We start from the raw sequence: 21,622 nt of genomic DNA, 5'->3' as shown, positions 1-21,622 counted from the left end.
ACCACGCCGTCCCCCGCGCCCCTTCCCCCCTCCCTCTTCCCTCTTCCCTCTTCCCTCTTCCCCACTACCATTTCTGGGCTTCTGCTTCCCGTTTCCCGTTTCCCGTTTCCCGTCTTCCAGGACCCTCCATGTCCCAGCGCATCGTCCTCCGCACCGGTGAAGCCCTTGTCGAGGCCGAGCCGTCCTGGTCTGCCGCCGAGCCGGAAGTGGTCATCGGCGAACTCGATGGACCGGTGGGGACCGCGCTCGCCACGCTGGTGGGGGACCAGGTCAAGGGCCACACCAGGGTCTTCGCCATCCTCAACAGTGACGTCCAGGTGAAGCCCGCCACCCTGATGGTGAGCAAGGTGACGGTGGACGACAGCCGCTACACCAACATCTTCATGGGCACGGTGCAGGCGGCGATCGCCAACGGGGTGCTCGACGCGGTGCGCAGCGGGGACATCCCGAAGGACCGGGTGGAGGAGCTGGGCATCATCATCGCGGTGTGGCTCGACCCCGCCGTGCTCGACGCGCCGGACTTCGACCACAAGGTCCTCTTCCAGACCCATCGCGAGGCCACCGCCAAGGCGCTCCGCAAGGCGATGCGCCGCGAGCCCACGATCGACTGGCTGCTCGAGCACCAGGACGAGGTGGTGCACTACTACCACCAGCTCGGCCTCGACGGGCAGCTCTAGGCAACCCTTCGCCCCGGCCGGCTGTCTCACCAGGACCCCATGGACCTCCGCGACGCCCTGCAGCAGTCCCTTGGCGCCCAGTATTCCGTCGAACGGGAGCTGGGTGGCGGTGGCATGTCGCGCGTCTTCCTGGCGCTGGACCGGACCCTCGGCCGGCGGATCGTGGCCAAGGTGCTCGCACCGGAGCTGGCCGCCGGGGTGAACCGCGAGCGCTTCGAGCAGGAGGTGCAGCTCTCCGCCCAGCTGCAGCACCCCAACATCGTCACCGTGCTCGGCACCGGCGTGCTGGGGGAGCTCCCCTATTACACCATGCCGTTCGTGGCTGGCGAGTCGCTGCGCGCCGCCCTGGAGCAGCGCGGCACCATCCCGCCCCGGGAAGCGGTGCCGATCCTGCGCGATGCCGCGCGGGCGCTCGCCTTTGCCCACGCCCGCGGCGTGGTCCACCGCGACATCAAGCCCGACAACGTGCTGCTCTCCGGCGGCGCGGCGATGGTCACCGACTTCGGCGTGGCCAAGGCGCTCTCCGCCGGCCACGAGCGGCCGGTCGCGCCCACGGCCTCGGGTGGCGCGCCGCTCACCGCGCTTGGCACCTCGCTCGGCACCCTCGGGTACATGGCCCCGGAGCAGGCCGCCGCCGATCCGTCCACGGATCACCGCGCCGACCTCTACTCCTTCGGCGCCATGGCTTACGAGATGCTCGCCGGCCGCGCCCCCTTCGCGGGGCTCCCTCCACGCGAGCTGCTCACCGCCATCGTGGCCCGTGAACCGGAGCCGCTGGCGTCGCTGGTGCCCGGGGTGCCGCCGGCGCTCGCCGCGCTGGTGCATCGCTGCCTGGCCAAGGATCCGGCCCAGCGCCCCGCCACGGCCGACGAGGTCGTCGCCGACCTGGATACTGCCTTCACGGGCAGCGGCCCCGTCGCGGTCGTCGCGCCCGCGCCGCGCTGGCGCCTGCCGGCACTGGTGGGCGTCGCCGGGCTCGGCCTGGCCCTCGCCTGGTGGATGCTCGGGCGCCGGGATGCGCCGGCCGGCGGTGTCCCGCCCAATTCGCTCGCCGTGCTCCCGCTCACCCTGAGCGGCGGCGACTCCGCCGACGCCTACTTCGCCGACGGCATCACCGAGGAGCTGACCATCGCCCTCTCGCGGGTGCCGAGCCTCCGGGTGGCCTCGTCCACCTCCGCCTTCGCGATGCGCGGGCGCGGCGCCGATGTGCGCGAGGTGGCCCGCCAGCTTGGCGTCGCCAACGTGCTGGCCGGCTCGGTGCGCCGCGGCGGGGACCGGGTCCGCGTGGCGGTGCAGCTCACCAGCGCGTCGGACGGCCTGGTGCGCTGGGCCGAGAGCTACGAGCGCGAGGTGACGGACGTCTTCCAGGTGCAGGAGGAGGTCGGCCGCGCCATCGCCAGCGCGCTCGAGGTGGCCTTCGAGCCGGCCGCGCCCGTGGCCACCCGAGCCACCGGCGACATGGCGGCCTACGATCTGTTCCTCAAGGGCCGTTTCCACTGGCGCCAGCGGGGCGAGGCGTCGCTGCGACTCGCCGCGGGGTACTTCGAGCAGGCCATCGCGCGCGATTCCTCCTTTGCCCGTGCCTGGGCCGGCCTGGCCGATGCCCTCGGCCTGCTGCCGGTCTACGGGCCCACCCCCGTGGACTCGGTGCTGCCCATCGTCGAGCGCGCCGCAGGCCGCGCCCTCGCGCTCGACAGCACCCTCGCCGACGCGCACGCCGCCCGCGGCCAGCTCTACAAGACGCTCGGGCGCTGGAGCGATGCGGAGACCGCGCTCCGCCGCGCCATCGCCGCCGACTCGACCTATGCCTCCGCCCACCAGTGGCTCGGCGAGCTGTACGCCAGCGTGGGCCGTCCCGCCGACGCCGTGGCCGCGATGCAGGCGGCGGCGCGCATCGATCCGATGTCGCCCATCATCACCGGGGAGCTGGGCTACCTGCTTGCCCTCGCCGGGCAGCACGACTCCGCCGCGGCCGTCGGACGGCGCGCCATCGCGCTCGCCCCGGGCCTGTGGACCGGGTACGCCTTCCTCGGCTCGACCCATCTCTGGGCGGGCGAGCCGGCGCAGGCGGTCCAGCCCCTCGAGGAGGCCATGCGCCTGGCGCCGCAGAATCCCTTCGGGGGCGTGCACGTGGCGGCCGTGGCCGGCGCCGGTGACCGTTCCCGGGCGCAGCAGCTCCTGCGGGAGCTCGAGGCTGCGGGGCGGGCGGGGAAGGCGTCGCCCACCTCGGTGGCCATCGGACTGGTGAGTCTCGGGGAGCGCGCCGCCGCCCTCGACTGGCTGGAGCGCGCTTACGCGGCGCGCGACGGCATGCTCTACTCCGCGCCGCTCAACGTCTCATGGTTTGCCCCGATCTGGGACGAGCCCCGATTCCAGGCGCTCCGCGCGGCCATGAACCTCGCCGCCCTCCCGGCCCCCTCCCGCTGACCGGGCTGTCGAGCGGGTGCCCGCTCGCCCGTCTGTAGGGTGAGCGGCCGCCACGGGGGCGGTCGCGAACCCCCTTCCTGGAGCCGATCGTGCCATCCTACCTCCTGCTGCTGCACGAGGATCCTGCCACCTTCGCCGAGCTCTCCCCGGCCGACATGCAGGCCATCGTCGCGCGCTACGCCGACTGGACCCGCCGCATGGCGGAAGCCGGGAAGCTCACCGCCGGGGTGAAGCTGCGGGACGGGGTGGGCCGGCGCGTGGGCCGCGACGCTGCGGGGCGGGTCACGGACGGTCCCTTCACCGAGACCAAGGACGTGGTCGGAGGCTACTTCGTTGTCGTGGCGCCGGACCTCGCCGGCGCGCTGGCCATCGCGCGGGACTGCCCCCACGTCGACAACGGCTGGGTGGAGGTCCGCGAGGTGGAGATCGGTGAGCACGACTGAACCGATCGCCGGCCTGGTGGCCGACCTGTTCCGGCACGCCTACGGGCGGGTGGTCGCCGCGCTCGTGGGCCGGCTGGGGCCGGAACGGTTCGACCTGGCCGAGGACGCCACCCAGGACGCGCTGCTTGCCGCGCTCCGGACCTGGCCCTTCGCGGGCGTGCCCGCCGATCCCGCGGCGTGGCTGTACCAGGCGGCGTGGCGCCGTGCCCTCGACCGGGTGCGGCACGAGTCCACCGCCCAGCGCCTGGAGCCCGCGCTGGCGGCGGAGGCGGCGCTCGCCACGCCCGGCGAGACCGACGTGCCGGACGACCTGCTCGCCCTGCTCGTCACCTGCGCCGCGCTGCCGCTGCCCCGTGAGGTGGGGGTGCCGCTCGCGCTCAACGTGATCGCGGGCCTGAGTGCACGCGAGATTGCGCGGGCGTTGCTGCTCGAGGATGCCACGGTGGCGCAGCGGCTGGTGCGGGCCAAGCGGAGTCTCCGCGCGGCACCGGAGCTGGTGGCGCTGCGCTCCGATGGCGCCGCCCTCGCCGCCGCGCTCCCGGCGGCGGTGGAGGTGGTCTACCTCATCTTCAACGAGGGATTCGCCCCGACCCGGGGCCCCGACCCGATTCGGCTCGATCTCTGTGCGGAGGCGCTGCGACTGGCCACGGCGCTCGCCACGCACCCGTCGACCCGCGGCTCCACCACCCATGCGCTCGCCGGGCTCACCTGCCTGCTCGCCGCGCGGCTGCCGGCGCGCGCCGATGGCGGGCAGCTGATCCTGCTGCCGGACCAGGACCGCACCCGCTGGGATCCCCGCCTGGTGGCCGCCGGCTTCCGGCACCTGCAGTCCGCCATCGGCGGGGATCCGGTCACCCGCCTGCACCTCGAGGCCGAGATCGCCGCGCTGCACGCCGCGGCGCCGTCGTTCGGGGAGACCGACTGGGGGCGGATCGTCGCCGCGTATGACAAGCTGCTCCAGCTCGAGGACTCCCCGGTGGTCCGGCTCAATCGCGCGGTCGCACTCGGCGAGCTGCGCGGTGCCGCCGTCGGATTCGCGGAGCTCGAGGTGCTGTCGGGTGTCCCGGCGCTGAAACGTTCACCCTGGTACCACGCCGCACGGGGCCGGCTGCTTGCCGCCGGCGGGCGGCGGGACCTGGCGCATGTCGCGCTCACCTGCGCGCTGGCCCTCACCGAGACCGGCCCCGCCCGGGACTTCCTGGCCCGCGAGCTGGCCCGGGTGGCCGTCCCAGCCTGAAACTGTCCCTCAGGGGGGGCCGTAGGGCGCCAAGTATCCCGCCCCATCGCACGTTTCAGGGAGGACCCATGAAGAGCCTCTGGTCCAGGATCGGTCTCGGCGCCCTCGGCGTCTTTGCCGTCGGCATGCTGCTCATCACCCTCGGGCGGCAGGCCAAGGCCGCCACCGGGCACGCCATCGCCAGCGCGGTGCAGCATGCCGCGGTCTGGACCAGTGAGGGCGCCGCGCGCGCGGAGATGCCCTTCCGGCTCAACGGTGAAGCCGTGGGCACCGTACGGCAGGTGGCGGTCCGGCGGGCCCGGGCGGGGGAACTGCCCGAGCTCAACGCCACGGTGGTCCTCACCTCGCCGACGGCCGGGCGCACCCTGCAGGGCTGCGTGCTCGAGCCCGAGGGCGGGCGCGACATGGACATCGAGCGCGGCTTCCGCTGCGCCACGAGCGAGCAGGGCCGGGTGAGTCTCGGTGAGGTGACCTTCGAACCCTCGGGCCTGGTGCGCCGGGTGATGGTCACGCGCGACGCCGAGGCCGGCCTCCGAGAGGGCGATCCCTTCGAGCTGCACGCGGATCTCGGCGGCAAGGTCCAGGTCGAGGCCACCGGCGACCAGGGGGAGCTGGTGCAGCTCTTCGCCGACCAGCATGGCGCCAACATCAAGGTCAACGATGAATTCGGGCGCAGTCTGGTGCGGTTGCTGGCGGATTCCGCCGGCGCCATGCTTCGGGTGCGGGACAAGAACGGGCGCGACGTGGTCCGGATGCAGGCGGGCGCCAACGGCTTCTCGCTCACCGTGGATACCGCCGGCCACTGAGCCAGAACAACTATTGACAGCGCGTGGCCGCGTTCGTATAGTTGGCCCCGCTTGGGAGTCGCGTCCCGATGGCATCGTGTCCCGCCGCCTCATCATCGAGGCGGGACACCCGCCCCGGAGACGCGACTTTCTTTTTTTCCGGTACCTGAGGCAGGCATGACATTCGGCGGATCGAAGACCATCGCGCGGTACCCTGACGTGCAAGGCGCGGCCCCGGCCGCGTTCCCGCGCGGCCAGAGTGCTGCGGCCGATGCAGGCACGAACAGAATCCACGGCACCCAGGTGACCTCGGCGGACTGACCCATTCGGTCGCGTTCGCGAGGGCAGATCGCCCCACCTGTGCCGGTCACGGGTGGGGCGATCTGCATTCATGGGGCAGGGGTGGCCGGCGGCCGGTGGCCACGCGGACCACGGGCACGCGACTCCCGGCACGGGTGGACCCCGTCCGCCGCGCCACTCCTGCCCCCCCACGCGAAAGGAGGGCCCATGCTGGATATCCGTCTCCTGCTGCTCGAGACGCCGGAGGATCGCTACGAGCCCTCGTTCGCGATCCGCGCCGCGGAGCGTGCGGTCTACCCGCTGCTCCGCACGGCCCGCGCGCGTCCGGTGGCACACGCCGAACTGCTGCCCGTGTAGGACCCACGCCAACCCAGGAAGCCCGGATGAACACGGACTACTTCCTGGTCTGCGCGGAGTGCGGGCACTGGTCCGTCTCGGCCACGATGGCCCGGGCGATCGAGCACCAGCTGGCCCGGTGGCTCGCGCCCCGGTGGATCACGTTCGTGGACCTGACGGGCGCCAGGATCCGGATCCGCGCCGACCAGGTGCGCTCGGTGAGCCAGTGCTACGCCGAGAACCGGGCCGCCGAGCGGACCTTCCGCCGGCGGCTGGATGAAGAAGAGGAGTAAGATTCCCAGGGGAACGGGGGCGGACGCCCGCGAGGGTCATCCGCTTCCCGCACCCCGATTCCCGCATCCCCCGCTGGCGGGGAGGCGGCAGGAGGTGGCATGCAGGTCTTCGGGATGCACGACGAGAACACCCTGCTCCAGCTGCGCAAGGTGGCGGAGCGGGCGCGGAAGGTGGCCCTCATGGCCGACGGCCACGTGGGCTACGTCATGCCCATCGGTGGCGTGGCGGCCTACCGCGACCAGGTCTCGGTGGTGGGCGTGGGCTTTGACATCGCCTGCGGCAACGCCGCCATCCGCACCGACCTGACCCTCGAGGCCCTCGGCGCCAATCCCGGCAGGCAGGGCAAGGCGCTGCGGGCGTTGGCCGACGAGATCGCGGACAGCATCAGCTTCGGGGTCGGTCGGAAGAACCGCGCCGATGACGCGCCGGTGGACGCGCCGCTGTTCGATGACCCGGCGTGGGATGTCGTCCCGCCGCGGCACCGGGGCAACCTGCGGGAGAAGGCCCGCGCCCAGCTCGGGACCGTGGGGAGCGGCAACCACTACGTGGACGTCTTCGCCGACGAGGCGGGGGCGCTCTGGGTGGGAGTGCACTTCGGCAGCCGCGGCCTGGGTCACACCGTGGCCTCGGCGTTCCTCGCGCTGGGCCAGGGCGAGGCGTGGGACGCGCGTGTGCCGGAGCGCGAGGTGCTGCTCGACCTCGGTGTGCCCATCGGGCACGACTACTGGGCCCTCATGAGCCTGGCGGGCACCTACGCCTACGCCGGCCGCGAGTGGGTGGCCCGCAAGGTGGTGCGCCTGCTGGGTGGCCGGGAGCTGGAGCTGGTGCACAACCACCATAACTTCGCCTGGAAGGAAACCCACGAGGGCGAGGAGCTGGTGGTGGTGCGGAAGGGCGCCACGCCCGCCTTCCCCGGGCAGCTCGGCTTTGTCGGCGGCTCCATGGCCGATGACGCGGTGATCGTGCGCGGCGCGGCGCCGGGCCCGGACGCCATCGGCGAGCCCGTGGCCGAACTGCAGCGGTCGGCGCTGTTTTCCACCGTGCATGGGGCGGGGCGGGTCATGTCCCGCACCCAGGCGGCGGGGAAGGTGCACCGGAAGACCGGCCGGGTGATCACCCCCGGGCGGGTGAGTCCCGAGGCCATGCGCCGCCGGGTGGATGAAAAGGGTGTCATCCTCCGCGGGGGCGGGCTCGACGAGAGTCCTCAGGTCTACCGGCGGCTGTCGGAGGTGCTGCGCGCCCAGCGCGGGACCATCGAGGTGCTGCACACCCTCCGGCCCCTGGTGGTGGTGATGGCCGGCGCCGGCGAGGTCGATCCGTACAAGGACTGAGCCGGTGGCGGCCCGGCACACGAATCGGCCCGCCCCTCGCGGGACGGGCCGGGCAGGTTCGTGTGGAGGAACCGGTGCGGGTCCCGGCCAGGCCGGGGTCGGTGGCGGGTCCGGTCAGGCCGCGCCACCCAGTCGCTCGCCGCTCCGCCGTGCTGCGATGACGGAGGCCACGACGCCTGTGGTGAGAATCGTGAGCACCACGACGAGCGACACAGTCGTATCGATCTTCCAGGGCGAGTGCACCAGCAGCACCTTCACCCCGACAAACCCGAGCACCCCGACCAGCGCCGGCTTGAGGTAGCGGAACTGGTCCATCATCGCCGCGAGGCAGAAGTACAGCGACCGCAGCCCCAGGATCGCGAAGACGTTCGAGGTGAGCACTAGGAACGGGTCAGCGGTGATCGCGAAGATGGCGGGGATCGAGTCCACCGCGAACACCAGGTCGGTGAACTCCACCATCACCAGCGCGAGCAGCAGCGGCGTGGCGGCGCGGCGCCCGTCGATCCGCGTGAAGAACCGCTGCCCGTCGTAGGACGGACTCACCGGCATCACCCGCCGCACCAGGCGGACCAGGATGTTCCGCTCCGGGTCGATCGCCGCCCCCGAGGTCCGCGCCATCTTGATCGCGGTGAGGATCAGGAAGCCGCCGAAGAGGTAGATCACCCAGCTGAAGTGCTGGAGCAGCTGTGCCCCCACCGCGATCATCGCCCCGCGCATCACCAGCGCGCCCAGGATGCCCCAGAAGAGCACCCGGTGCTGGTACTGCGCAGGGGTGCCGAAGTAGCCGAAAATCAGCGCGATCACGAAGACGTTGTCGAGACTCAGCGACTTCTCGACCACGTACCCCGCGAAGAACAGCTTGGCCGCCTCAAGCCCGCCCACCAGCGGACGGGTGCTCCCGTCGAGCTGGGGCACGTCGAGCCCGAGCCCCAGCCGGTGCGCCTCGTAGAAAAAGTAGATCGCCACATTGAACGCCAACGCGGTGGCCACCCAGACCACGGTCCAGGTGGCGGCCTCGCGCATGCCCACGACGTGGGCCGTGCGGTGAAACACCCCGAGGTCGAGCGCAAGGAAGAGGACCACCAGCGCCAGGAAGGCGCCGTAGGCCCAGGTGATCGGCGGCAGGTCGATGAACAGGGCCACATGGGCGGCGAGGAGGCTCAGCAGCATGGCGCCAATTGTAGCGGCCAATGGTTCAGCGAACAAATGGAACAATTGGATCTTTAGCATTGTTTTTCTCAATGTATTGTTAGGGGAACTGCGCTGATATTGCATTGAGAAAAACGATGGGATGATTAGGAAAGTTCGGCTGGTAAATGAGTGGCGGCGGTCCTAGCTTGGGGCCGTCGGGTGGAGGCGGAGTCCGGACCGTGCAACTCCCCCCAGCCCGGCCCGGGCTCCGCCCGGACACCATCGACCGACTCGCTCCCATCGGAGGAGATGCCATGTTGACCCTGCTGACCGCCGCCACGCTCCTGGCCACGACCCCCGCCGAGGCGCCGGCCCCCCGCTTTGCCGACACCCATGCCGCCGAGGCCCACCGGGAGGTCCTGCAGGGCCTCTCGCGTGGCCGCAGCCAGCTGCTCGGCCTCTACGACTGGGCCAGCAGCCGCGTGACCCTCGACCGCGACCTCACCGAACCGCAGGCCCGTCAGGTCGGGGAGGCCGTACGGGCCACCGCCGCCGCGTGGACGCGGATGGCCGACAAGCTCCCGGCCGCCCAGGCTGGCCTGGTGCAGACCGAGGTGACCTTCCTGCGGGATCTCTTCACCAAGGCGGACGGGCTCGCCGCGCGCCTCGCGGAGGAGGCGGCGACCCCGGCGCCCCGTCGCACCGAGGTGCGTCACCTCTCCTCCGGCCTCTACGGCTCGCTGGCCATGGCGGAGGACCTCCAGCACACCCTGGCCCGAAAGCTGGGGATCGCCTCCGAGGCCCCGAGCCCCGGCCGCGCCCGCTGACCCCTGACCGCTCATCCCTCACGGCTCGGGCGGGCGCGCCCGCCTGGGCCACTGGAGTCCAGATGCTGAACGACATGCGATTGACCGCCCCGGTCCGCCCGCGCCACCCCTCCCGCCCGGATGACGCCCCCGATGCGGAAGCGCTGGTGGCCGAAAGGGCCCCCGGGGAGACCCCCGCCCGCTGGGTGGGAGGCCGCGAAGATGAGGCGACGGTGCTCTGGGTGGCCACGGAGGGGCGGGTGCTGCTGCTGGAGCGGGAGTATCACGCGCGGAAGGTCACCGAGGTCCGCTACCCGGAACTGCACGAGGTCCATTGGACCCGGGACCGCCAGGGGGCGCGGGTGCGGCTGTACGCGTCGGGCCGCAAGTTCGCGCTGGAGGGAGCGGACCCGGCCCGCGCGGAGGGGTTCGTCCAGTGGGTGCGCGACCGGCTGCCCTCCCGGGCCGCCTACGCACCACCACTTGTCGGGCCCACGCCGGCCCCGCCCGCCACCCAGGAACGGCTGGCGAGCCTGGCCGACCTGGCGCGGCTGCTCGATCGCGGCGTGCTGAACGAGGCGGAGTTCATGGCCCTCAAGCGGCGGCTGCTCGGCGGGTGAGGCCCGTCAGGCGAAGAGCCGCTCCCGCGCCGCCTCGGAGATCGCCACCACGGCCGGGTGGCGGAGGCGGCGCTCGACCGTGATGGCATAGAAGGCCTCGCGCACGCCATCCAGCGGACCGATGGCCTTCACCTCGTACTGCCGGCGGATGTCGTCCCCGATGGCGGTCGGGGCCGCGAACAGCCCGAGCCCGCCCATCCCGAAGACCTTGAGCAGGGCGCTGTCGCTGAATTCCCCCACGATCGACGGCCGGACCCGCTGCCGGTCGAACCACTCCTCCAGCGAATGCCGCAGGGCCGTGCCGGCGGCGGGGAGCAGGAACGGCGCACCGTCCAGCGACCGGGGAAACCCACGCCGGTACTTCTCCGCCAGGGGCGCCACGCCGAACACCGCCACCCCGGTCTCGCCGAGCAGGTGATTGAAGGCGCGCACCCGGGTCTCGGCGGTCACCGGGGCATCGCTCAGGACCAGGTCGAGGTCATGCGTCGTCAGGTCGGCGAAGAGCCGATCCGGCTTGCCCTCCCGGCAGAGCAGGTGCACCGGCTCGGCCAGCCCGAAGGCCGGGGCCAGCAGCCGGTGGGCCAGGAGCTTCGGGAGCTGGTCGGCGATCCCGACTGACAGCCGGAGCGGCCGCCCGGTGGGCTGTCCCGCGAGCACATCCTGCAGCTCGCGGCCGAGGGTGAAGATCTCGTCGGCGTAGCGGTACACTACTTGGCCCACCTCCGTCAGGACCAGCCGCCGGCCGCTGCGCGTGAACAACTGCTCGCCGAGGCTCTCCTCGAGCCGGTGGATCTGGGCGCTGATCGTGGGCTGTGTGAGGTGCAGCTTCCGGGTGGCGCGGGCAATGCTGCCCTCGCGCGCGACCGTCCAGAAGTACAAGAGGTGATGGTAGTTGAGCCACGCCATGCTGGAAGGTGCGGTGGGCCGGTCCGTCCGCCAAGGGGCCGACCGGGGACTCAGCGGGGGTTCATGACCGTTTCATCCGACCGGATTAGACTTGCGGCACCACTCTCCGTCCGAGGAATCACCATGCCCGTGCGTCGTTGGGGGATCACCCTGACCGCCGTCCTGGCGTTCGCCACCCTGCTCCCGGGGCCCGCGTCCGCCATTCCCGCGTTTGCGCGACGGTACAAGGTCAGCTGCCAGACCTGCCATGACCCGTTTCCCAAGCTGAACGACTTCGGCGCCCAGTTTGCCGCCAATGGCTACCGCATGAGCCCCACCGAGGAGCCCATGGACACCATCGGGACCGGCGATGAGCTGCTGGCCCTCATGAAGGACGTCCCGCTGGCGGTCCGCCTCGAGATGTATGCCCAGGCCTACGCCAACGGCGACGTCGCGACCGACTTCCAGTACCCCTACGGGGTCAAGGTGCTCTCGGGAGGGGCGATCTCGAAGAAGATCTCCTACTACTTCTACACCTTCCTGGTGGAGCGGGGTGACATCGGCGGCGTCGAGGACGCCTTCCTGCACATCAACGACATCGGTGGCGTGCCGTTCGACCTGGCCGTGGGCCAGTTCCAGGTGTCCGATCCGCTGTTCAAGCGGGAACTGCGCCTCGAGTTCGAGGACTACGCCGTGTACCGCGCCCGCGTCGGCGACGTCCCCATCGACCTGACCTACGACCGCGGGCTCATGGGCCTGGCCGACCTCGCCGGCTTCACCGTCACCGCCGAGGTGCTCAACGGCAGCGGCATCGGCGGCGCCCAGGCCAACCGGCGCTACGACACCGACGCGAGCAAGAACTTCTTCCTGCACGTCACCCGCGACCTCGCCGCGCCGCTCCGCCTGGGCATCTTCGGGTACTACGGCCGCTCCACCGCCAACGGCACCACCAACAAGACCCGGATGGTCGGCGTGGATGGCACCGTGTCGCTCGGTCCCGTGGAGCTCAACGGGCAGTTTGTCCACCGCCGCGACGACGAGCCCACCTACACCGCGGGGGAGCCCGAAGTACGGGTGAACGGCGGCTTCGGTGAGCTGATCGTGCGGCCGGCCAACAGCCGGTTCTACGGCTTCGCGCTGTACAATCTCGTCACGGCCAACCGGCCGCTGATGGACGTGCGGCTCGGTGGCCCCGGTCCCGGCAAGCGCTATGAGAGCATCTCCGGCGGGATCGGCCACCTGGTCCAGCGGAACCTGCGGGTGAGCGGGGAGATGACCTACGACATGGAGCAGGAGCTGGCCCGCGTGACGGTCGGGATCGTCGCCGCCTTCTGAAGCCCTGCGGGAATCGTGGCACGGCGGGGCGAGGCGCGAGCCTCGCCCCGTCGCGTCTCCACCCTCAGCGTTCCACCGGCAGTTCGGCCACCCGACTCCATTCGAGGAACGAGCCGTCGTACATCCGCGGCCGGTAGCCGAGGGTCCGGGCCACGTAATAGAGGTGGCTCGCCTGCACCCCCGTCCGGCAGTACGTGATCACCTCGCGCCCCGGCGCGAGCCCGACGCGTCCGAGCAGCTTGGCCAGCACCGCCGGGTCCTTGAGGGACGGCGGATCCGCCCCGGCAAGCGCCCAGCGCCAGAAGAAGCTGCGGGCTCCCGGGATATGCCCGGCCCGCGGCACACCCTCTCCCCCCGTGCTCCCGCTCCATTCGGCCGGCGGGCGCGCGTCGAGCACCACGAGGGCGGAGTCACCCAGCCGCCGCGCCAGCTCGGGCGCCTCGATCAGCACCTCGGGCCGGGCCCGCGATGCCAGGTGGCCCGTGCGCCCGGGCGGGAGGTCGCGGGTCACCGGCTGGCCGGCCGCCTTCCAGGCGGCGAGGCCGCCGTCGAGCAGGCTCGCCTGGTCGCCCAGGCCGAGGTAGTCCAGGGTGAAGAAGAGCCGCGCCGCCGCGAGGGGCTCCCCATAGATCACGATCGGGGTCCCATCGCTGATGCCCACGGATGCCAGCACCGAGTCGAGGACCGCCACCTCCGGCAGCTCGTTGGGAACACCGGCGCGCTCCACCACGATGGCCCGGAGCGGCACGAACCGGGCGCCCGGGATGTGGCCGTCCTGGTAGGGTGCCGGGTCACGGTCCACCTGCACGATCACCAGCGCGGGGTCGGAGAGTCGGCCCGCCAGCGCGGCCACGGAGGTGACCAGGTCGGGCCGGGGGGCGGGCGCCTGGGCGGGAAGCCCGGTGGCGGCGCAGGCGAGCAACAACAGTGCACGGGACATGACTGGCCTCGGGTGGTTGACGAAGGCAATATATAACTATATAGTCATTGATACAACTTCCTGTCGAGGCTCCTGTGCGTCGCCACGCCTGCCTGATCCTGCTTCCCCTCCTGGCCGCCGTCCCTGTGGCGGCCCAGGCCCCACGTCCGCCCGCGGCCCCGATGGCCGAGGCGGTGCGCTTCATCGAGGAACTCGATGCCATGCGCTCGGGGCTCGCCGCCGGGATCGGCGCCGGGACGGTCCCGGACAGCGCGACCTTTGCCCAGGTGTGCCGGCCGGTCGGCGCCCGCGCGCGAACGGAGGGGGCCGCCCGCGGGTGGCAGGTGGCGCAGCTGGCCGGCCGCAACCGGAACCCCGCGAACGCCCTGGACGAGGAGGGGAAGTTCGCCACCCGCGTCTTCGAACGGCACCCCGGCGTGCTGAGCCTCTGGCTGGCATCGACCCGTGAGGGCCAGCCCGGGATCCGTTACTTCCGCCGGATCGTGGTGGAGCAGCCCTGCCTGGCCTGCCATGGTGATGCCGCCGCCCGACCCGCCTTCATCCAGCAGCGTTACCCGCAGGACCGGGCCTACGGCTTCGCGGTCGGGGACCTTCGCGGCGTGTACGCCGTGTTCATCCCCGACAGCGCGCCCGCTCGCTGATCTCACGCCACACGGGCATATTCCCGCCGCACCGCGGGACACCCAAGGAGCCCTTCCATGGACAGCACCCTCACCCCGGCCCAGGCAGCCACGATCACCTGCCCCGCCTGCCACCGCCGCAACCGGGTGGATCTCGCCCGCGTGGCCATGGCGCCGCAGTGTGGCGTGTGCCGCAGTCCCCTGCAGCTCGACCGCCCCGTGCGCGCCACCGAGGATGACCTCGAAGACACCCTCGCGAGCGCCACCGTCCCGGTTCTCGTCGACTTCTACGCCGACTGGTGCGGCCCCTGCCGGGCCAGCGCACCGGCCGTCGAGGCCCTCGCGGCGGCGCAGGCGGGCCGCACGCTGGTCGTGAAGGTGGACACCGACCGGAATCCCCGGGGCCGCCACCCGATACGGGGTCCGCGGCATCCCGACGTTCATCGCCTTCCGGGATGGAGCGAGGTGCGGCGCCACGTGGGCCAGGCCGGCGTGACGGAGCTGGGGCGGCTCCTCGGCGCGGGATGAAGCCGCACCACCTGACCGTCGGCCGGACGGCGCGGTACTTCCTGCTCGGTGACGCCCAGCGGCCCGCCGGGGAGCTGGTCCTCGGCCTCCATGGCCACGCCCAGCTCGCGGCGCGGTTCCTCCGCCTGCTCGCGCCGCTCGAGGATGGCCACACGCTCATCGCGGCGCCCGAGGCGCTGTCCCGGTTCTATCTGGAGACCCGGCTCAATGGCCAGCACGGCCCCGCGATCGGCGCCACCTGGCTCACCCGGGAGCACCGCGAGGCCGACCTCCAGGATCACTTCGCCTACCTCGATGGCCTGTTGCGGCGCCTGCTCGAAGGGCAACCGGTCCGGCCGCGCCTCACGCTGCTCGGCTTCAGCCAGGGCGCCGTGCTTGCCAGCCGCTGGATCGCCGCCGGAGGGCGCCGGGTGGACCGGGTGATCCTCTGGGGGGTCCCCCTGGCGCACGACCTCCCCCTCGACGCGTTCACCGCGGGGCTCGGCGGTGCCCCGGTGCAGCTCATCGCCGGGGACGCGGACCACTACGCGCCCGAAGGGACCCTCGAGGAGGATGCCGCCCGGCTGGCCGCGGCCGGGGCCTCGGTCACCGCCCGGCGCTTCGCCGGCGGGCACGTGCTCCCCGCGGCGGAACTGCTGGCCGCCATGGGACGGGCGCCCGCCCCATAGCCCCGGGGGAGTTGACGCCATTCAGATCGGCATTATATTCGACATCGTATTATATGATCATTCGCGAACGTCTGCTGGTCCACCCCCTGGAGTCTTCCCATGCCGCCGCGCGTCACCCTGCAGCGCCTCCATGCCCGCGACCCCGCCACCATGCTGGCGCTGCTCACGTTCATCAAGCTGCGGCGCGCGGGGAACACCATCAACGCCATCCTCGCGGCGCCGCTGGTCAAGGAGCACAACCTCACCGAGTCGCAGTTCGGGGTGCTCGAGGCGCTGTGGCACGTGGGCCCCATGGCCCAGGCCCGCTTGTGCGAGAAGCTGCTGGTGAGCGGCAGCAACCTTACCACCGTGATCGACAACCTCGAGAAGCGCGGGCTGGTGGTGCGCGGCCCCAATCCCGATGACCGCCGGGCCTACCTGGTCCGGCTCGCCCCGAAGGGCGAGGCGCTCATCGCCAAGGCCTTCCCCCCGCACGCCGCCCGCGTCACCCGGCTGCTCGGCGTGCTCACCCAGTCCGAGCAGCGGCAGCTCGGCACGCTCTGCCGGAAGCTGGGCCTCTCCCACAAGGAGTAGGGCCGTCACGTGGTCAGGTCGTTGGATGTCGCAGTACTGGAGGCAGGTATGAAGAAGGGCAGTCAGGGGTTGCACCACATCACCGCCATCGCGGGCGATCCACGGCGCAACCTCGCGTTCTACGCCGGCACCCTCGGGCTCCGGTTCGTCAAGCGGACCGTGAACTTCGATGATCCCGGCACCTATCACTTCTACTTCGGGGACCGCCTGGGACATCCCGGCACCCTGCTCACGTTCTTCCCCTGGGCCGGGGCGCGCCCCGGCCGCCCCGGCGCCGGGCAGGCCGTGATGGCGAGCTACGCGATTCCCCATGGCGCGACGGACTACTGGGCGGAGCGGCTGGCCGCCCTGGGCGTCGCCGGGCTGCACCGGCGCGAGCGCTTCGGTGCACCGGAGCTGCGGTTCACCGACCCGGATGGCATGGGCCTGGCCCTCGTCGAGCGGGACGCGCCGCGCGGCGAGCCCTGGCCGGGGAGCCCCGTCCCCGGGGCCACGCAGATCACCGGGCTGGCGGGGACCACCCTCCGGCTCCGGGGGGCTGACGCGACGGCCCTGCTGCTGACCGAGCTCCTCGGGTTCCGTGCGCTGGGGGAGGACGCAGGGGTGCTCCGTCTGGAGAGCCCCGATGGCTCCACCGCTGACCTGCTGCGCGATCCCGATGCCGGTGGCGGCACCATGGGCGCCGGGACCATCCACCATGTGGCCTGGCGTGCCGCCGACGAGGCCGACCAGGCGCGCCTGCGCGCCGAGATCCTGGGCCGCGCCCTGGGGGTCACCCCGGTCGTCGACCGGCAGTACTTCCGCTCGATCTACTTCCGCGAGCCCGGCGGCGTGCTCTTCGAGGTGGCCACCGACGGCCCCGGGTTCCTGGTGGACGAGGCGGAGGCCACCCTCGGCGCCACCCTGCGGCTCCCGCCGGAGTACGAGTCGCAGCGCGAGGCGATCGCCGCGGCCCTCCCCGCGCTGGAGGTGCCGGCGTGACCACCCACGACTTCCAGCACCGCTACCTGCCGGGCCGCAGCGGCCGCACGTTGCTCCTGCTGCATGGCACCGGCGGCGACGAGGACAGCCTGCTCCCGCTGGGGCGTGCCCTCGACCCCGAGGCGGGGCTGCTCGCGCCGCGGGGCCGGGTGCTCGAGGGGCGGATGCCGCGCTTCTTCCGGCGGCTGGCCGAGGGGGTCTTCGACCTCGAGGACCTGCACCGGCGCACCACCGAGCTCGCCGGGTTCATCCGCGCGGCGGCGCGGGAGTACGGCTTCGCGCCGGAGCGCCTGACGGCCGTGGGCTTCTCCAACGGCGCGAACATCGCCGCGAGTCTGCTGCTGGCGGACCCGGCGGTGCTCCCCGCCGCCGTGCTGCTCCGGGCGATGGTGCCCTTCGAACCCGCGGCGGTGCCGCAACTCGAGGGGCACCGGATCTGGATCGGTGCCGGCCGCGCCGACCCGATCGTGCCACCGGAGCACGGCGAACGGCTCGCCGCGCTGTTTCGCCGGGGTGGGGCGGACGTCACGCTCGACTGGCGGGACGCGGGCCACAACCTGGTGCCGGAGGAAATTGCCGCGGCGGCGCAGTGGTTGGGGCCGGCCTAGCCGTACCGAAACGCTGCGGCCCGCGCGACCCGCTGCAGACCCGCCCGCCCGGACCTGGTAGCATCGGTCTGGGCGGGCGGCCTCGTTCCGCGCCCTCAACACACGGTAAGCCAAGGAGTTGTGGAGACCGACAGGGGTGGGGATCGGGGCATGTCGCGCCGGATGTCACTGGAACGGTCGTTGCCCGCCATGTGTCTGCGAGCGTGCCCCCGGCTTCTCCAAGCGCATTGGGGGTGGTGCGATTCCCATTTGCCCGTATGTTGACCGCCGGTCGCGGTCCAGGCCACCCGTGGGGAGGCACCACGCGCTTCCCTCCCTGACTATCCCACCCGCCGTCCGCGGGAGCCAACGTTCTGACTACCCAAGGAGCATCCATGCGATGGCGCGTGTTCGGCTGCCTGCTGGCGCTCGGCCTGGCCGGCCCGCTCGCGGGGCAGGGTGGGCTCGATCGCACGCCCAACCTCTCGGGCGACTGGGTGGTGCCCCCGGGCACGGTGCAGTTCAACTTCCTGCACCGCTTTGTCCGCGGTCCGGGGCCGGTGCGGAAGGTCAGCAACGTCCCGACCTTCCTGCTGGCCACCTCGGTGGCGCGCGGGACGCTGGTGGGCGTCAGCTACTCCACCAACAGCGCCCTCGCAGCGTCGTACCCGAATGAGTGGGAGTTCTTCCTGCGGGCCCAGCCGCTCACCCAGGCGCGCGGGTTCCCGGTGGACGTGGGCGCCCAGGTGGGCTGGAACGTTGCCGCCGATGGCGCGGACGGCGAGCTCAGCCTGGCCCGGCGGGCCGGTCCGTTCCGGCTGCTCGCGGTGGGGCGGGTGCTCGCCGATCCGGACGCGAGCGGCGCGCAGTTCGCCTACGGGGGCGGGGCCGCGCTGCGCCTGACGAGGCACCTGGCGCTGGTGGGGGACCTCGCCACGCTCGCCGACCGGGACGCGGCCCGGGGCGAGAAGGCGGCGTGGAGCGCGGGCTTCACCGTGGCCATCCCGAACACGCCGCACACCCTCTCGCTCCACGCCACCAACACCAGCACCGGCACCCTGCAGGGAGCCTCCCGCGGCGCCGCACGGGTGCGCTACGGCTTCGAGTTCACCATTCCCATCACCCTGGCGCGCTACTTCCGGCGCGCGCCGGTCCCGCCGGCCCCCGCGCCGGTGGCGGCGGGGGCAGAGCCCGCGGGCGAGGTGCCTTCGGGGCCCGTGACCGGCGCCCTCCTCCGGACCACCATGACCGGGCTCCGCTTTGCCGAGGGCCTGCTCGAGATTGCCCGCGGCACCACGGTGGAGTGGCGGAACGACGATGCGGTGATCCACACCGTCACCGCCGACGCTGGCGGCTTCGACTCGGCATCCCTCGCGAGCGGCCAGGCCTGGCGCTTCACGTTCACCCGTCCCGGCACCTACGCCTACCACTGCACGACCCATCCCTTCATGCAGGGGAAGGTCGTGGTGAAGTGAGGAGACACGCGATGCTCTGGAGACTCGGCGGCGGGCTGGTCGGGCTGGGCGCGGTGGCGCTCTCGCTGGCCTGCTACAGCGAACGCGGGGCCACGGGCCCCTCCGGCGGCGCCTGCCGGGTGGCGCTCGACCCCGGCCAGTTCGGCTCGGTGCTCGTGGCCATCGAGGGATTCGCCTTCCGGCAGACGCCGGTGCACGTGGGCGCCGGCGGGAAGATCACCTGGGTCAATTGCGAAACGGACGGCACGCCCCACACCGCCACCGCGGACGGCGGCGCCTGGGACTCGGGCCAGCTCGACCCGGAAGGCACCTATACCGCGACCTTCGCGGCCGCGGGGACCTATGACTACCACTGCGACCTGCATCCCGGCATGACCGCCCAGGTGATCGTCGACCCCTAGGCGGGGGCGCGGGCGCCTAGCGCCGCGGGCCCAGCGTCTCGACCGTGTCCTGCAGCATCTGGTCGGCGGTCTTGAGCACCCGGAGCTGGGCCGAGAACGCCCGCTGGGCGATCATCATGCTGGTCATGGCGGCGCTGAGGTCCAGGGCGGCACCGGAGGTGGCCGCGGGCACCGGCGCGTCGGGAGCCGGCTCCCCTTCGGGGGTCAGCTCGCCCAGGCCGGCGGTGGCGATGGTCTGCGCCGCGCGGTCCACCTGGCGGCTGTACATCTTCAGCGCGTTGAGCGCCGACGAGATGGCGGTACCAGAGACGGACATGGGGGATCTCCGTGCTGCTGGCGGGCGGCGGGTCTGGGGGCCATCCGTGGGCCCGGGGCCGCTAGTACAGGGTATCGGTTGAGCCCCTCCAGAACTTGAGCCACCATTACCCTACCGCCTTACCGCCTTACCGCTACCGCTACCCCTCCCACCCGGTGTCCTTCTTGAACTGCTCCAGGCGCCGCCGGTCGCGCTTGGTGGGGCGCTCGTTCGTTTCCGGCACGAACAGCACGTGGGCCGCCTTGAGCTGGAAGGCCACCCGCTCCCGGGCCGCGATGCTCTCCGGGGTCTCCTCGTACAGCAGCACCGCCTCCTTGGCGGGGCCCCGCCGCTCCGACACCCCCTTCACCACCAGCACATGCTCGTACGGCGCCAGCCGGAGCTCGACGCGGTCCCCCGGCTGCACCAGCTTGGCGCGCTTCACCCGCTCGCCATTGACGTGCACCTTGCCGCCATCGATGGCTTCGGCGGCGAGCGCGCGGGTCTTGTAGAACCGCGCCGCCCACAGCCACTTGTCCAGCCGCACCCGCGGGTCGGTCATGGCGCGTCTCCGGTGTCGGTCGGCGGCCGGAAGGCAAGGTCAAAGGCCAGGAAGACCGTCTTGCTGAACGGATAACAGAGGAAGGGCATGGCGAGCATGAGCGCCCCGCCGCCCCAGGTGAGCGCGTCCCAGGGGGGCGCGGGCCAGGTGGCCCACACGGCGGCCAGGAACAGCGCCGCCCAGATGAGCTCGGCGGCCATGATGTTGAACATGTAGGCCCCCACCACGTAGCCCTGCTCCCCCCGCTCGGTGCGCAGCCCGCAGCGGGGGCAGCGCTCCACCATGCGGAGCCAGCCGCGGAACAGCGGATGCCCGCCGCACGCGGGGCAGCGGAGCCGGAGCGCCCGCCCGAACCCGGCCAGCAGCGTCACTCAGTACCGCCGGGTGCGGGAGGCGTAGCCCAGTGCCCCGTTGAGCCAGCGGATGAAGGGCGTCAGGGCGGCGAAGTCACGGGCCAGCGTGCCGGGCAGGCGGGGGGAGCGGGCCGTCGACTCGGTGAGCGCCCGTCCCACCGTGAACGACTGGTGCCGCAGCCAGCGCGCCGCCGGATGGTCGGGCTTCACGCCGCGTGGCAGGCGGGTGAGCATCGCCTCGGTGTCGAGCACGCCGAACCGGCGGCGGAAGGCGGGCGCGAGGACGATTGCCTCGAAGCCCTCCTGGTCATCGCTGAGCGCCTCGCGCAGCCGCGCGAGCGCGGGGCGGGGCGGCATCCAGATGCCGGCCCCCAGGAAGAACTCCCCCGGGGCAAAGTGAAAGTAGAAGCCCGCCCCGCCCCCCTGCGCTTCGCTGCCCACGCCCTTGCCGGCATCGGCGTGGTAGAACCAGCAGGCGGCGTGGGTCTTGTACGGCGACTTGTCCCGGGAAAACCGGACGTCGCGGTGGATCCGGAACACCGACCGCTTCGGGTCGCCGGTGATCTCGGGGGCCACCTGCGCCAGGTGCACGTCCACCTCCTCGACCAGGGCCCGCATCGGGTCGCGGACCTCGGTCTCGTAGACGGCGCGATGCGCCTCGAACCAGGGCCGCGTGTTGTGCCGCGCGAGCTGCCGCAGAAAGGTGAGGGCGGCGGGCCGGAAGCCGGTGAACCGGGCGGTGAGGGCGGGGGCGGGTCGCATGAGCAGCGCTTCCTTCTCCGGGCGGGAGAGTTGCTTGAGCGCCCACTCGCGGCGGAGCGCCGCGGGGCGGTCGCGGGCCGCCTCCTGGTACACCAGGCGCACCGGGCGCCGCGCGCGGGTGTAGGCCGCGCCCCGCCCGGCGTTGTGCGCCGCGAGCCGCCGCGCGGGGTCGCGGGCGATCCCGGTGTAGAGCGAGCGGTCCGCGCAGCGCACCAGGTAGACGGTCCACGTCATGCGGCAAGGTAGCAGGTGCCGCGGGGCTGCTGCTAC

General features: G+C 72.4%; 26 protein-coding genes. 19 read left to right on the top strand and 7 right to left on the bottom strand.

The window, feature by feature from the left end; translation table 11 throughout:
• The first annotated feature begins 128 nt into the window (after positions 1-128).
• From fae to IPJ95_03055, 8 genes are all read left to right on the top strand, one after another.
• Positions 129-677 carry a formaldehyde-activating enzyme gene (gene fae, locus IPJ95_03090; protein ID MBK7922601.1) on the top strand — a complete coding sequence of 183 codons (549 nt, stop codon included), beginning with the start codon at positions 129-131 and terminating at the stop codon, positions 675-677.
• A gap of 39 nt (positions 678-716) precedes the next feature.
• Complete coding sequence (locus IPJ95_03085; protein ID MBK7922600.1) at positions 717-3,104, top strand: protein kinase; 2,388 nt, start codon at positions 717-719, stop codon at positions 3,102-3,104.
• An 89-nt stretch (positions 3,105-3,193) separates the two neighbouring features.
• Complete coding sequence (locus IPJ95_03080) at positions 3,194-3,547, top strand: transcription initiation protein (GenBank protein MBK7922599.1); 354 nt, start codon at positions 3,194-3,196, stop codon at positions 3,545-3,547.
• Entirely contained in the window at positions 3,534-4,784 is a 1,251-nt protein-coding gene (locus IPJ95_03075) for an RNA polymerase subunit sigma-70 (protein ID MBK7922598.1), read from the top strand. Before IPJ95_03080 ends, IPJ95_03075 begins: the two co-directional genes overlap by 14 nt.
• Before the next feature lie 68 nt (positions 4,785-4,852).
• The gene (locus tag IPJ95_03070; protein MBK7922597.1) at positions 4,853-5,590 is read left to right on the top strand and encodes a hypothetical protein; all 738 of its coding nucleotides are present in this window, start codon (positions 4,853-4,855) and stop codon (positions 5,588-5,590) included.
• Between the two features lie 486 nt (positions 5,591-6,076).
• Entirely contained in the window at positions 6,077-6,226 is a 150-nt protein-coding gene (locus tag IPJ95_03065; GenBank protein MBK7922596.1) for a hypothetical protein, read from the top strand.
• 26 nt (positions 6,227-6,252) lie between these two features.
• Positions 6,253-6,498, top strand: coding sequence for a hypothetical protein (locus tag IPJ95_03060; protein ID MBK7922595.1), 246 nt, complete (start codon positions 6,253-6,255; stop codon positions 6,496-6,498).
• 99 nt (positions 6,499-6,597) lie between these two features.
• Entirely contained in the window at positions 6,598-7,830 is a 1,233-nt protein-coding gene (locus IPJ95_03055; protein MBK7922594.1) for an RtcB family protein, read from the top strand.
• A gap of 114 nt (positions 7,831-7,944) precedes the next feature.
• Here the strand turns inward: IPJ95_03055 and IPJ95_03050 are convergent, their stop codons facing one another.
• The gene (locus tag IPJ95_03050; protein ID MBK7922593.1) at positions 7,945-9,000 is read right to left on the bottom strand and encodes a TerC family protein; all 1,056 of its coding nucleotides are present in this window, start codon (positions 8,998-9,000) and stop codon (positions 7,945-7,947) included.
• 275 nt (positions 9,001-9,275) lie between these two features.
• Between IPJ95_03050 and IPJ95_03045 the strand changes: the two genes are divergently transcribed.
• A complete protein-coding gene (locus IPJ95_03045; protein MBK7922592.1) occupies positions 9,276-9,788 on the top strand; it encodes a hypothetical protein in 513 nt (170 codons plus the stop codon).
• Positions 9,789-9,850: 62 nt separating this feature from the next.
• The gene (locus IPJ95_03040) at positions 9,851-10,387 is read left to right on the top strand and encodes an SHOCT domain-containing protein (GenBank protein MBK7922591.1); all 537 of its coding nucleotides are present in this window, start codon (positions 9,851-9,853) and stop codon (positions 10,385-10,387) included.
• A 6-nt stretch (positions 10,388-10,393) separates the two neighbouring features.
• On the opposite strand, the gene nhaR is transcribed toward IPJ95_03040, so the two are convergent.
• Entirely contained in the window at positions 10,394-11,293 is a 900-nt protein-coding gene (gene nhaR, locus IPJ95_03035; protein ID MBK7922590.1) for a transcriptional activator NhaR, read from the bottom strand.
• A gap of 123 nt (positions 11,294-11,416) precedes the next feature.
• Here nhaR and IPJ95_03030 point away from each other — a divergent pair, with 123 nt between their 5' ends.
• On the top strand, positions 11,417-12,607 hold the full coding sequence (locus tag IPJ95_03030; protein ID MBK7922589.1) for a hypothetical protein: 1,191 nt from the start codon (positions 11,417-11,419) through the stop codon (positions 12,605-12,607).
• Between the two features lie 64 nt (positions 12,608-12,671).
• Here the strand turns inward: IPJ95_03030 and IPJ95_03025 are convergent, their stop codons facing one another.
• The gene (locus tag IPJ95_03025; GenBank protein MBK7922588.1) at positions 12,672-13,547 is read right to left on the bottom strand and encodes a sulfurtransferase; all 876 of its coding nucleotides are present in this window, start codon (positions 13,545-13,547) and stop codon (positions 12,672-12,674) included.
• 161 nt (positions 13,548-13,708) lie between these two features.
• Between IPJ95_03025 and IPJ95_03020 the strand changes: the two genes are divergently transcribed.
• From IPJ95_03020 to IPJ95_02985, 8 genes are all read left to right on the top strand, one after another.
• On the top strand, positions 13,709-14,188 hold the full coding sequence (locus IPJ95_03020) for a DUF3365 domain-containing protein (GenBank protein MBK7922587.1): 480 nt from the start codon (positions 13,709-13,711) through the stop codon (positions 14,186-14,188).
• 57 nt (positions 14,189-14,245) lie between these two features.
• Positions 14,246-14,695 (top strand): thiol reductase thioredoxin, encoded by a 450-nt coding sequence (locus IPJ95_03015; GenBank protein MBK7922586.1) that lies wholly within the window; start codon positions 14,246-14,248, stop codon positions 14,693-14,695.
• Positions 14,692-15,363, top strand: coding sequence for a hypothetical protein (locus tag IPJ95_03010; GenBank protein MBK7922585.1), 672 nt, complete (start codon positions 14,692-14,694; stop codon positions 15,361-15,363). The genes IPJ95_03015 and IPJ95_03010 overlap by 4 nt, the downstream gene beginning before the upstream one ends.
• A 99-nt stretch (positions 15,364-15,462) precedes the next feature.
• On the top strand, positions 15,463-15,936 hold the full coding sequence (locus tag IPJ95_03005) for a MarR family transcriptional regulator (protein ID MBK7922584.1): 474 nt from the start codon (positions 15,463-15,465) through the stop codon (positions 15,934-15,936).
• Positions 15,937-15,984: 48 nt separating this feature from the next.
• Positions 15,985-16,917, top strand: a complete 933-nt coding sequence (locus IPJ95_03000) for a VOC family protein (protein MBK7922583.1) — start codon at positions 15,985-15,987, stop codon at positions 16,915-16,917.
• Positions 16,914-17,525 (top strand): alpha/beta hydrolase, encoded by a 612-nt coding sequence (locus tag IPJ95_02995; protein MBK7922582.1) that lies wholly within the window; start codon positions 16,914-16,916, stop codon positions 17,523-17,525. The genes IPJ95_03000 and IPJ95_02995 overlap by 4 nt, the downstream gene beginning before the upstream one ends.
• Before the next feature lie 374 nt (positions 17,526-17,899).
• Entirely contained in the window at positions 17,900-18,979 is a 1,080-nt protein-coding gene (locus tag IPJ95_02990) for a cupredoxin family copper-binding protein (protein MBK7922581.1), read from the top strand.
• Positions 18,980-18,990: 11 nt separating this feature from the next.
• The gene (locus IPJ95_02985; protein ID MBK7922580.1) at positions 18,991-19,380 is read left to right on the top strand and encodes a cupredoxin family copper-binding protein; all 390 of its coding nucleotides are present in this window, start codon (positions 18,991-18,993) and stop codon (positions 19,378-19,380) included.
• A gap of 16 nt (positions 19,381-19,396) precedes the next feature.
• On the opposite strand, the gene IPJ95_02980 is transcribed toward IPJ95_02985, so the two are convergent.
• From IPJ95_02980 to IPJ95_02965, 4 genes are all read right to left on the bottom strand, one after another.
• Positions 19,397-19,696: a hypothetical protein gene (locus IPJ95_02980; GenBank protein ID MBK7922579.1), complete on the bottom strand. Its 300-nt coding sequence runs from the start codon at positions 19,694-19,696 to the stop codon at positions 19,397-19,399.
• 139 nt (positions 19,697-19,835) lie between these two features.
• On the bottom strand, positions 19,836-20,237 hold the full coding sequence (locus tag IPJ95_02975; GenBank protein MBK7922578.1) for a hypothetical protein: 402 nt from the start codon (positions 20,235-20,237) through the stop codon (positions 19,836-19,838).
• Positions 20,234-20,608, bottom strand: a complete 375-nt coding sequence (locus IPJ95_02970) for a DUF983 domain-containing protein (protein MBK7922577.1) — start codon at positions 20,606-20,608, stop codon at positions 20,234-20,236. Before IPJ95_02970 ends, IPJ95_02975 begins: the two co-directional genes overlap by 4 nt.
• A complete protein-coding gene (locus IPJ95_02965) occupies positions 20,609-21,586 on the bottom strand; it encodes a TIGR02453 family protein (GenBank protein ID MBK7922576.1) in 978 nt (325 codons plus the stop codon). It abuts the gene before it with no gap.
• Between the last annotated feature and the right edge of the window lie 36 nt (positions 21,587-21,622).

This window comes from Gemmatimonadota bacterium (genome assembly GCA_016713785.1).
In the GTDB taxonomy this organism is placed as follows: Bacteria; Gemmatimonadota; Gemmatimonadetes; order Gemmatimonadales; family GWC2-71-9; genus JADJOM01.
This window is presented reverse-complemented; position numbering and strand designations above follow the sequence as displayed.

What these genes read in the sequence shown, in the direction of transcription:
- IPJ95_02975 (MBK7922578.1), bottom strand. Translation starts at nt 20,237, where the DNA reads ATGACCGACCCGCGGGTGCGGCTGGACAAGTGGCTGTGGGCGGCGCGG.
- IPJ95_02980 (MBK7922579.1), bottom strand. Translation starts at nt 19,696, where the DNA reads ATGTCCGTCTCTGGTACCGCCATCTCGTCGGCGCTCAACGCGCTGAAG.
- IPJ95_03030 (MBK7922589.1), top strand. Translation starts at nt 11,417, where the DNA reads ATGCCCGTGCGTCGTTGGGGGATCACCCTGACCGCCGTCCTGGCGTTC.
- IPJ95_03070 (MBK7922597.1), top strand. Translation starts at nt 4,853, where the DNA reads ATGAAGAGCCTCTGGTCCAGGATCGGTCTCGGCGCCCTCGGCGTCTTT.
- IPJ95_03015 (MBK7922586.1), top strand. Translation starts at nt 14,246, where the DNA reads ATGGACAGCACCCTCACCCCGGCCCAGGCAGCCACGATCACCTGCCCC.
- IPJ95_03000 (MBK7922583.1), top strand. Translation starts at nt 15,985, where the DNA reads ATGAAGAAGGGCAGTCAGGGGTTGCACCACATCACCGCCATCGCGGGC.
- IPJ95_03055 (MBK7922594.1), top strand. Translation starts at nt 6,598, where the DNA reads ATGCAGGTCTTCGGGATGCACGACGAGAACACCCTGCTCCAGCTGCGC.
- IPJ95_02985 (MBK7922580.1), top strand. Translation starts at nt 18,991, where the DNA reads ATGCTCTGGAGACTCGGCGGCGGGCTGGTCGGGCTGGGCGCGGTGGCG.
- IPJ95_03065 (MBK7922596.1), top strand. Translation starts at nt 6,077, where the DNA reads ATGCTGGATATCCGTCTCCTGCTGCTCGAGACGCCGGAGGATCGCTAC.
- IPJ95_03025 (MBK7922588.1), bottom strand. Translation starts at nt 13,547, where the DNA reads ATGTCCCGTGCACTGTTGTTGCTCGCCTGCGCCGCCACCGGGCTTCCC.
- IPJ95_03045 (MBK7922592.1), top strand. Translation starts at nt 9,276, where the DNA reads ATGTTGACCCTGCTGACCGCCGCCACGCTCCTGGCCACGACCCCCGCC.
- IPJ95_03010 (MBK7922585.1), top strand. Translation starts at nt 14,692, where the DNA reads ATGAAGCCGCACCACCTGACCGTCGGCCGGACGGCGCGGTACTTCCTG.
- IPJ95_03050 (MBK7922593.1), bottom strand. Translation starts at nt 9,000, where the DNA reads ATGCTGCTGAGCCTCCTCGCCGCCCATGTGGCCCTGTTCATCGACCTG.
- IPJ95_02990 (MBK7922581.1), top strand. Translation starts at nt 17,900, where the DNA reads ATGCGATGGCGCGTGTTCGGCTGCCTGCTGGCGCTCGGCCTGGCCGGC.
- IPJ95_03060 (MBK7922595.1), top strand. Translation starts at nt 6,253, where the DNA reads ATGAACACGGACTACTTCCTGGTCTGCGCGGAGTGCGGGCACTGGTCC.
- fae (MBK7922601.1), top strand. Translation starts at nt 129, where the DNA reads ATGTCCCAGCGCATCGTCCTCCGCACCGGTGAAGCCCTTGTCGAGGCC.
- IPJ95_03085 (MBK7922600.1), top strand. Translation starts at nt 717, where the DNA reads ATGGACCTCCGCGACGCCCTGCAGCAGTCCCTTGGCGCCCAGTATTCC.
- nhaR (MBK7922590.1), bottom strand. Translation starts at nt 11,293, where the DNA reads ATGGCGTGGCTCAACTACCATCACCTCTTGTACTTCTGGACGGTCGCG.
- IPJ95_03020 (MBK7922587.1), top strand. Translation starts at nt 13,709, where the DNA reads ATGGCCGAGGCGGTGCGCTTCATCGAGGAACTCGATGCCATGCGCTCG.
- IPJ95_03005 (MBK7922584.1), top strand. Translation starts at nt 15,463, where the DNA reads ATGCCGCCGCGCGTCACCCTGCAGCGCCTCCATGCCCGCGACCCCGCC.
- IPJ95_03040 (MBK7922591.1), top strand. Translation starts at nt 9,851, where the DNA reads ATGCTGAACGACATGCGATTGACCGCCCCGGTCCGCCCGCGCCACCCC.
- IPJ95_02965 (MBK7922576.1), bottom strand. Translation starts at nt 21,586, where the DNA reads ATGACGTGGACCGTCTACCTGGTGCGCTGCGCGGACCGCTCGCTCTAC.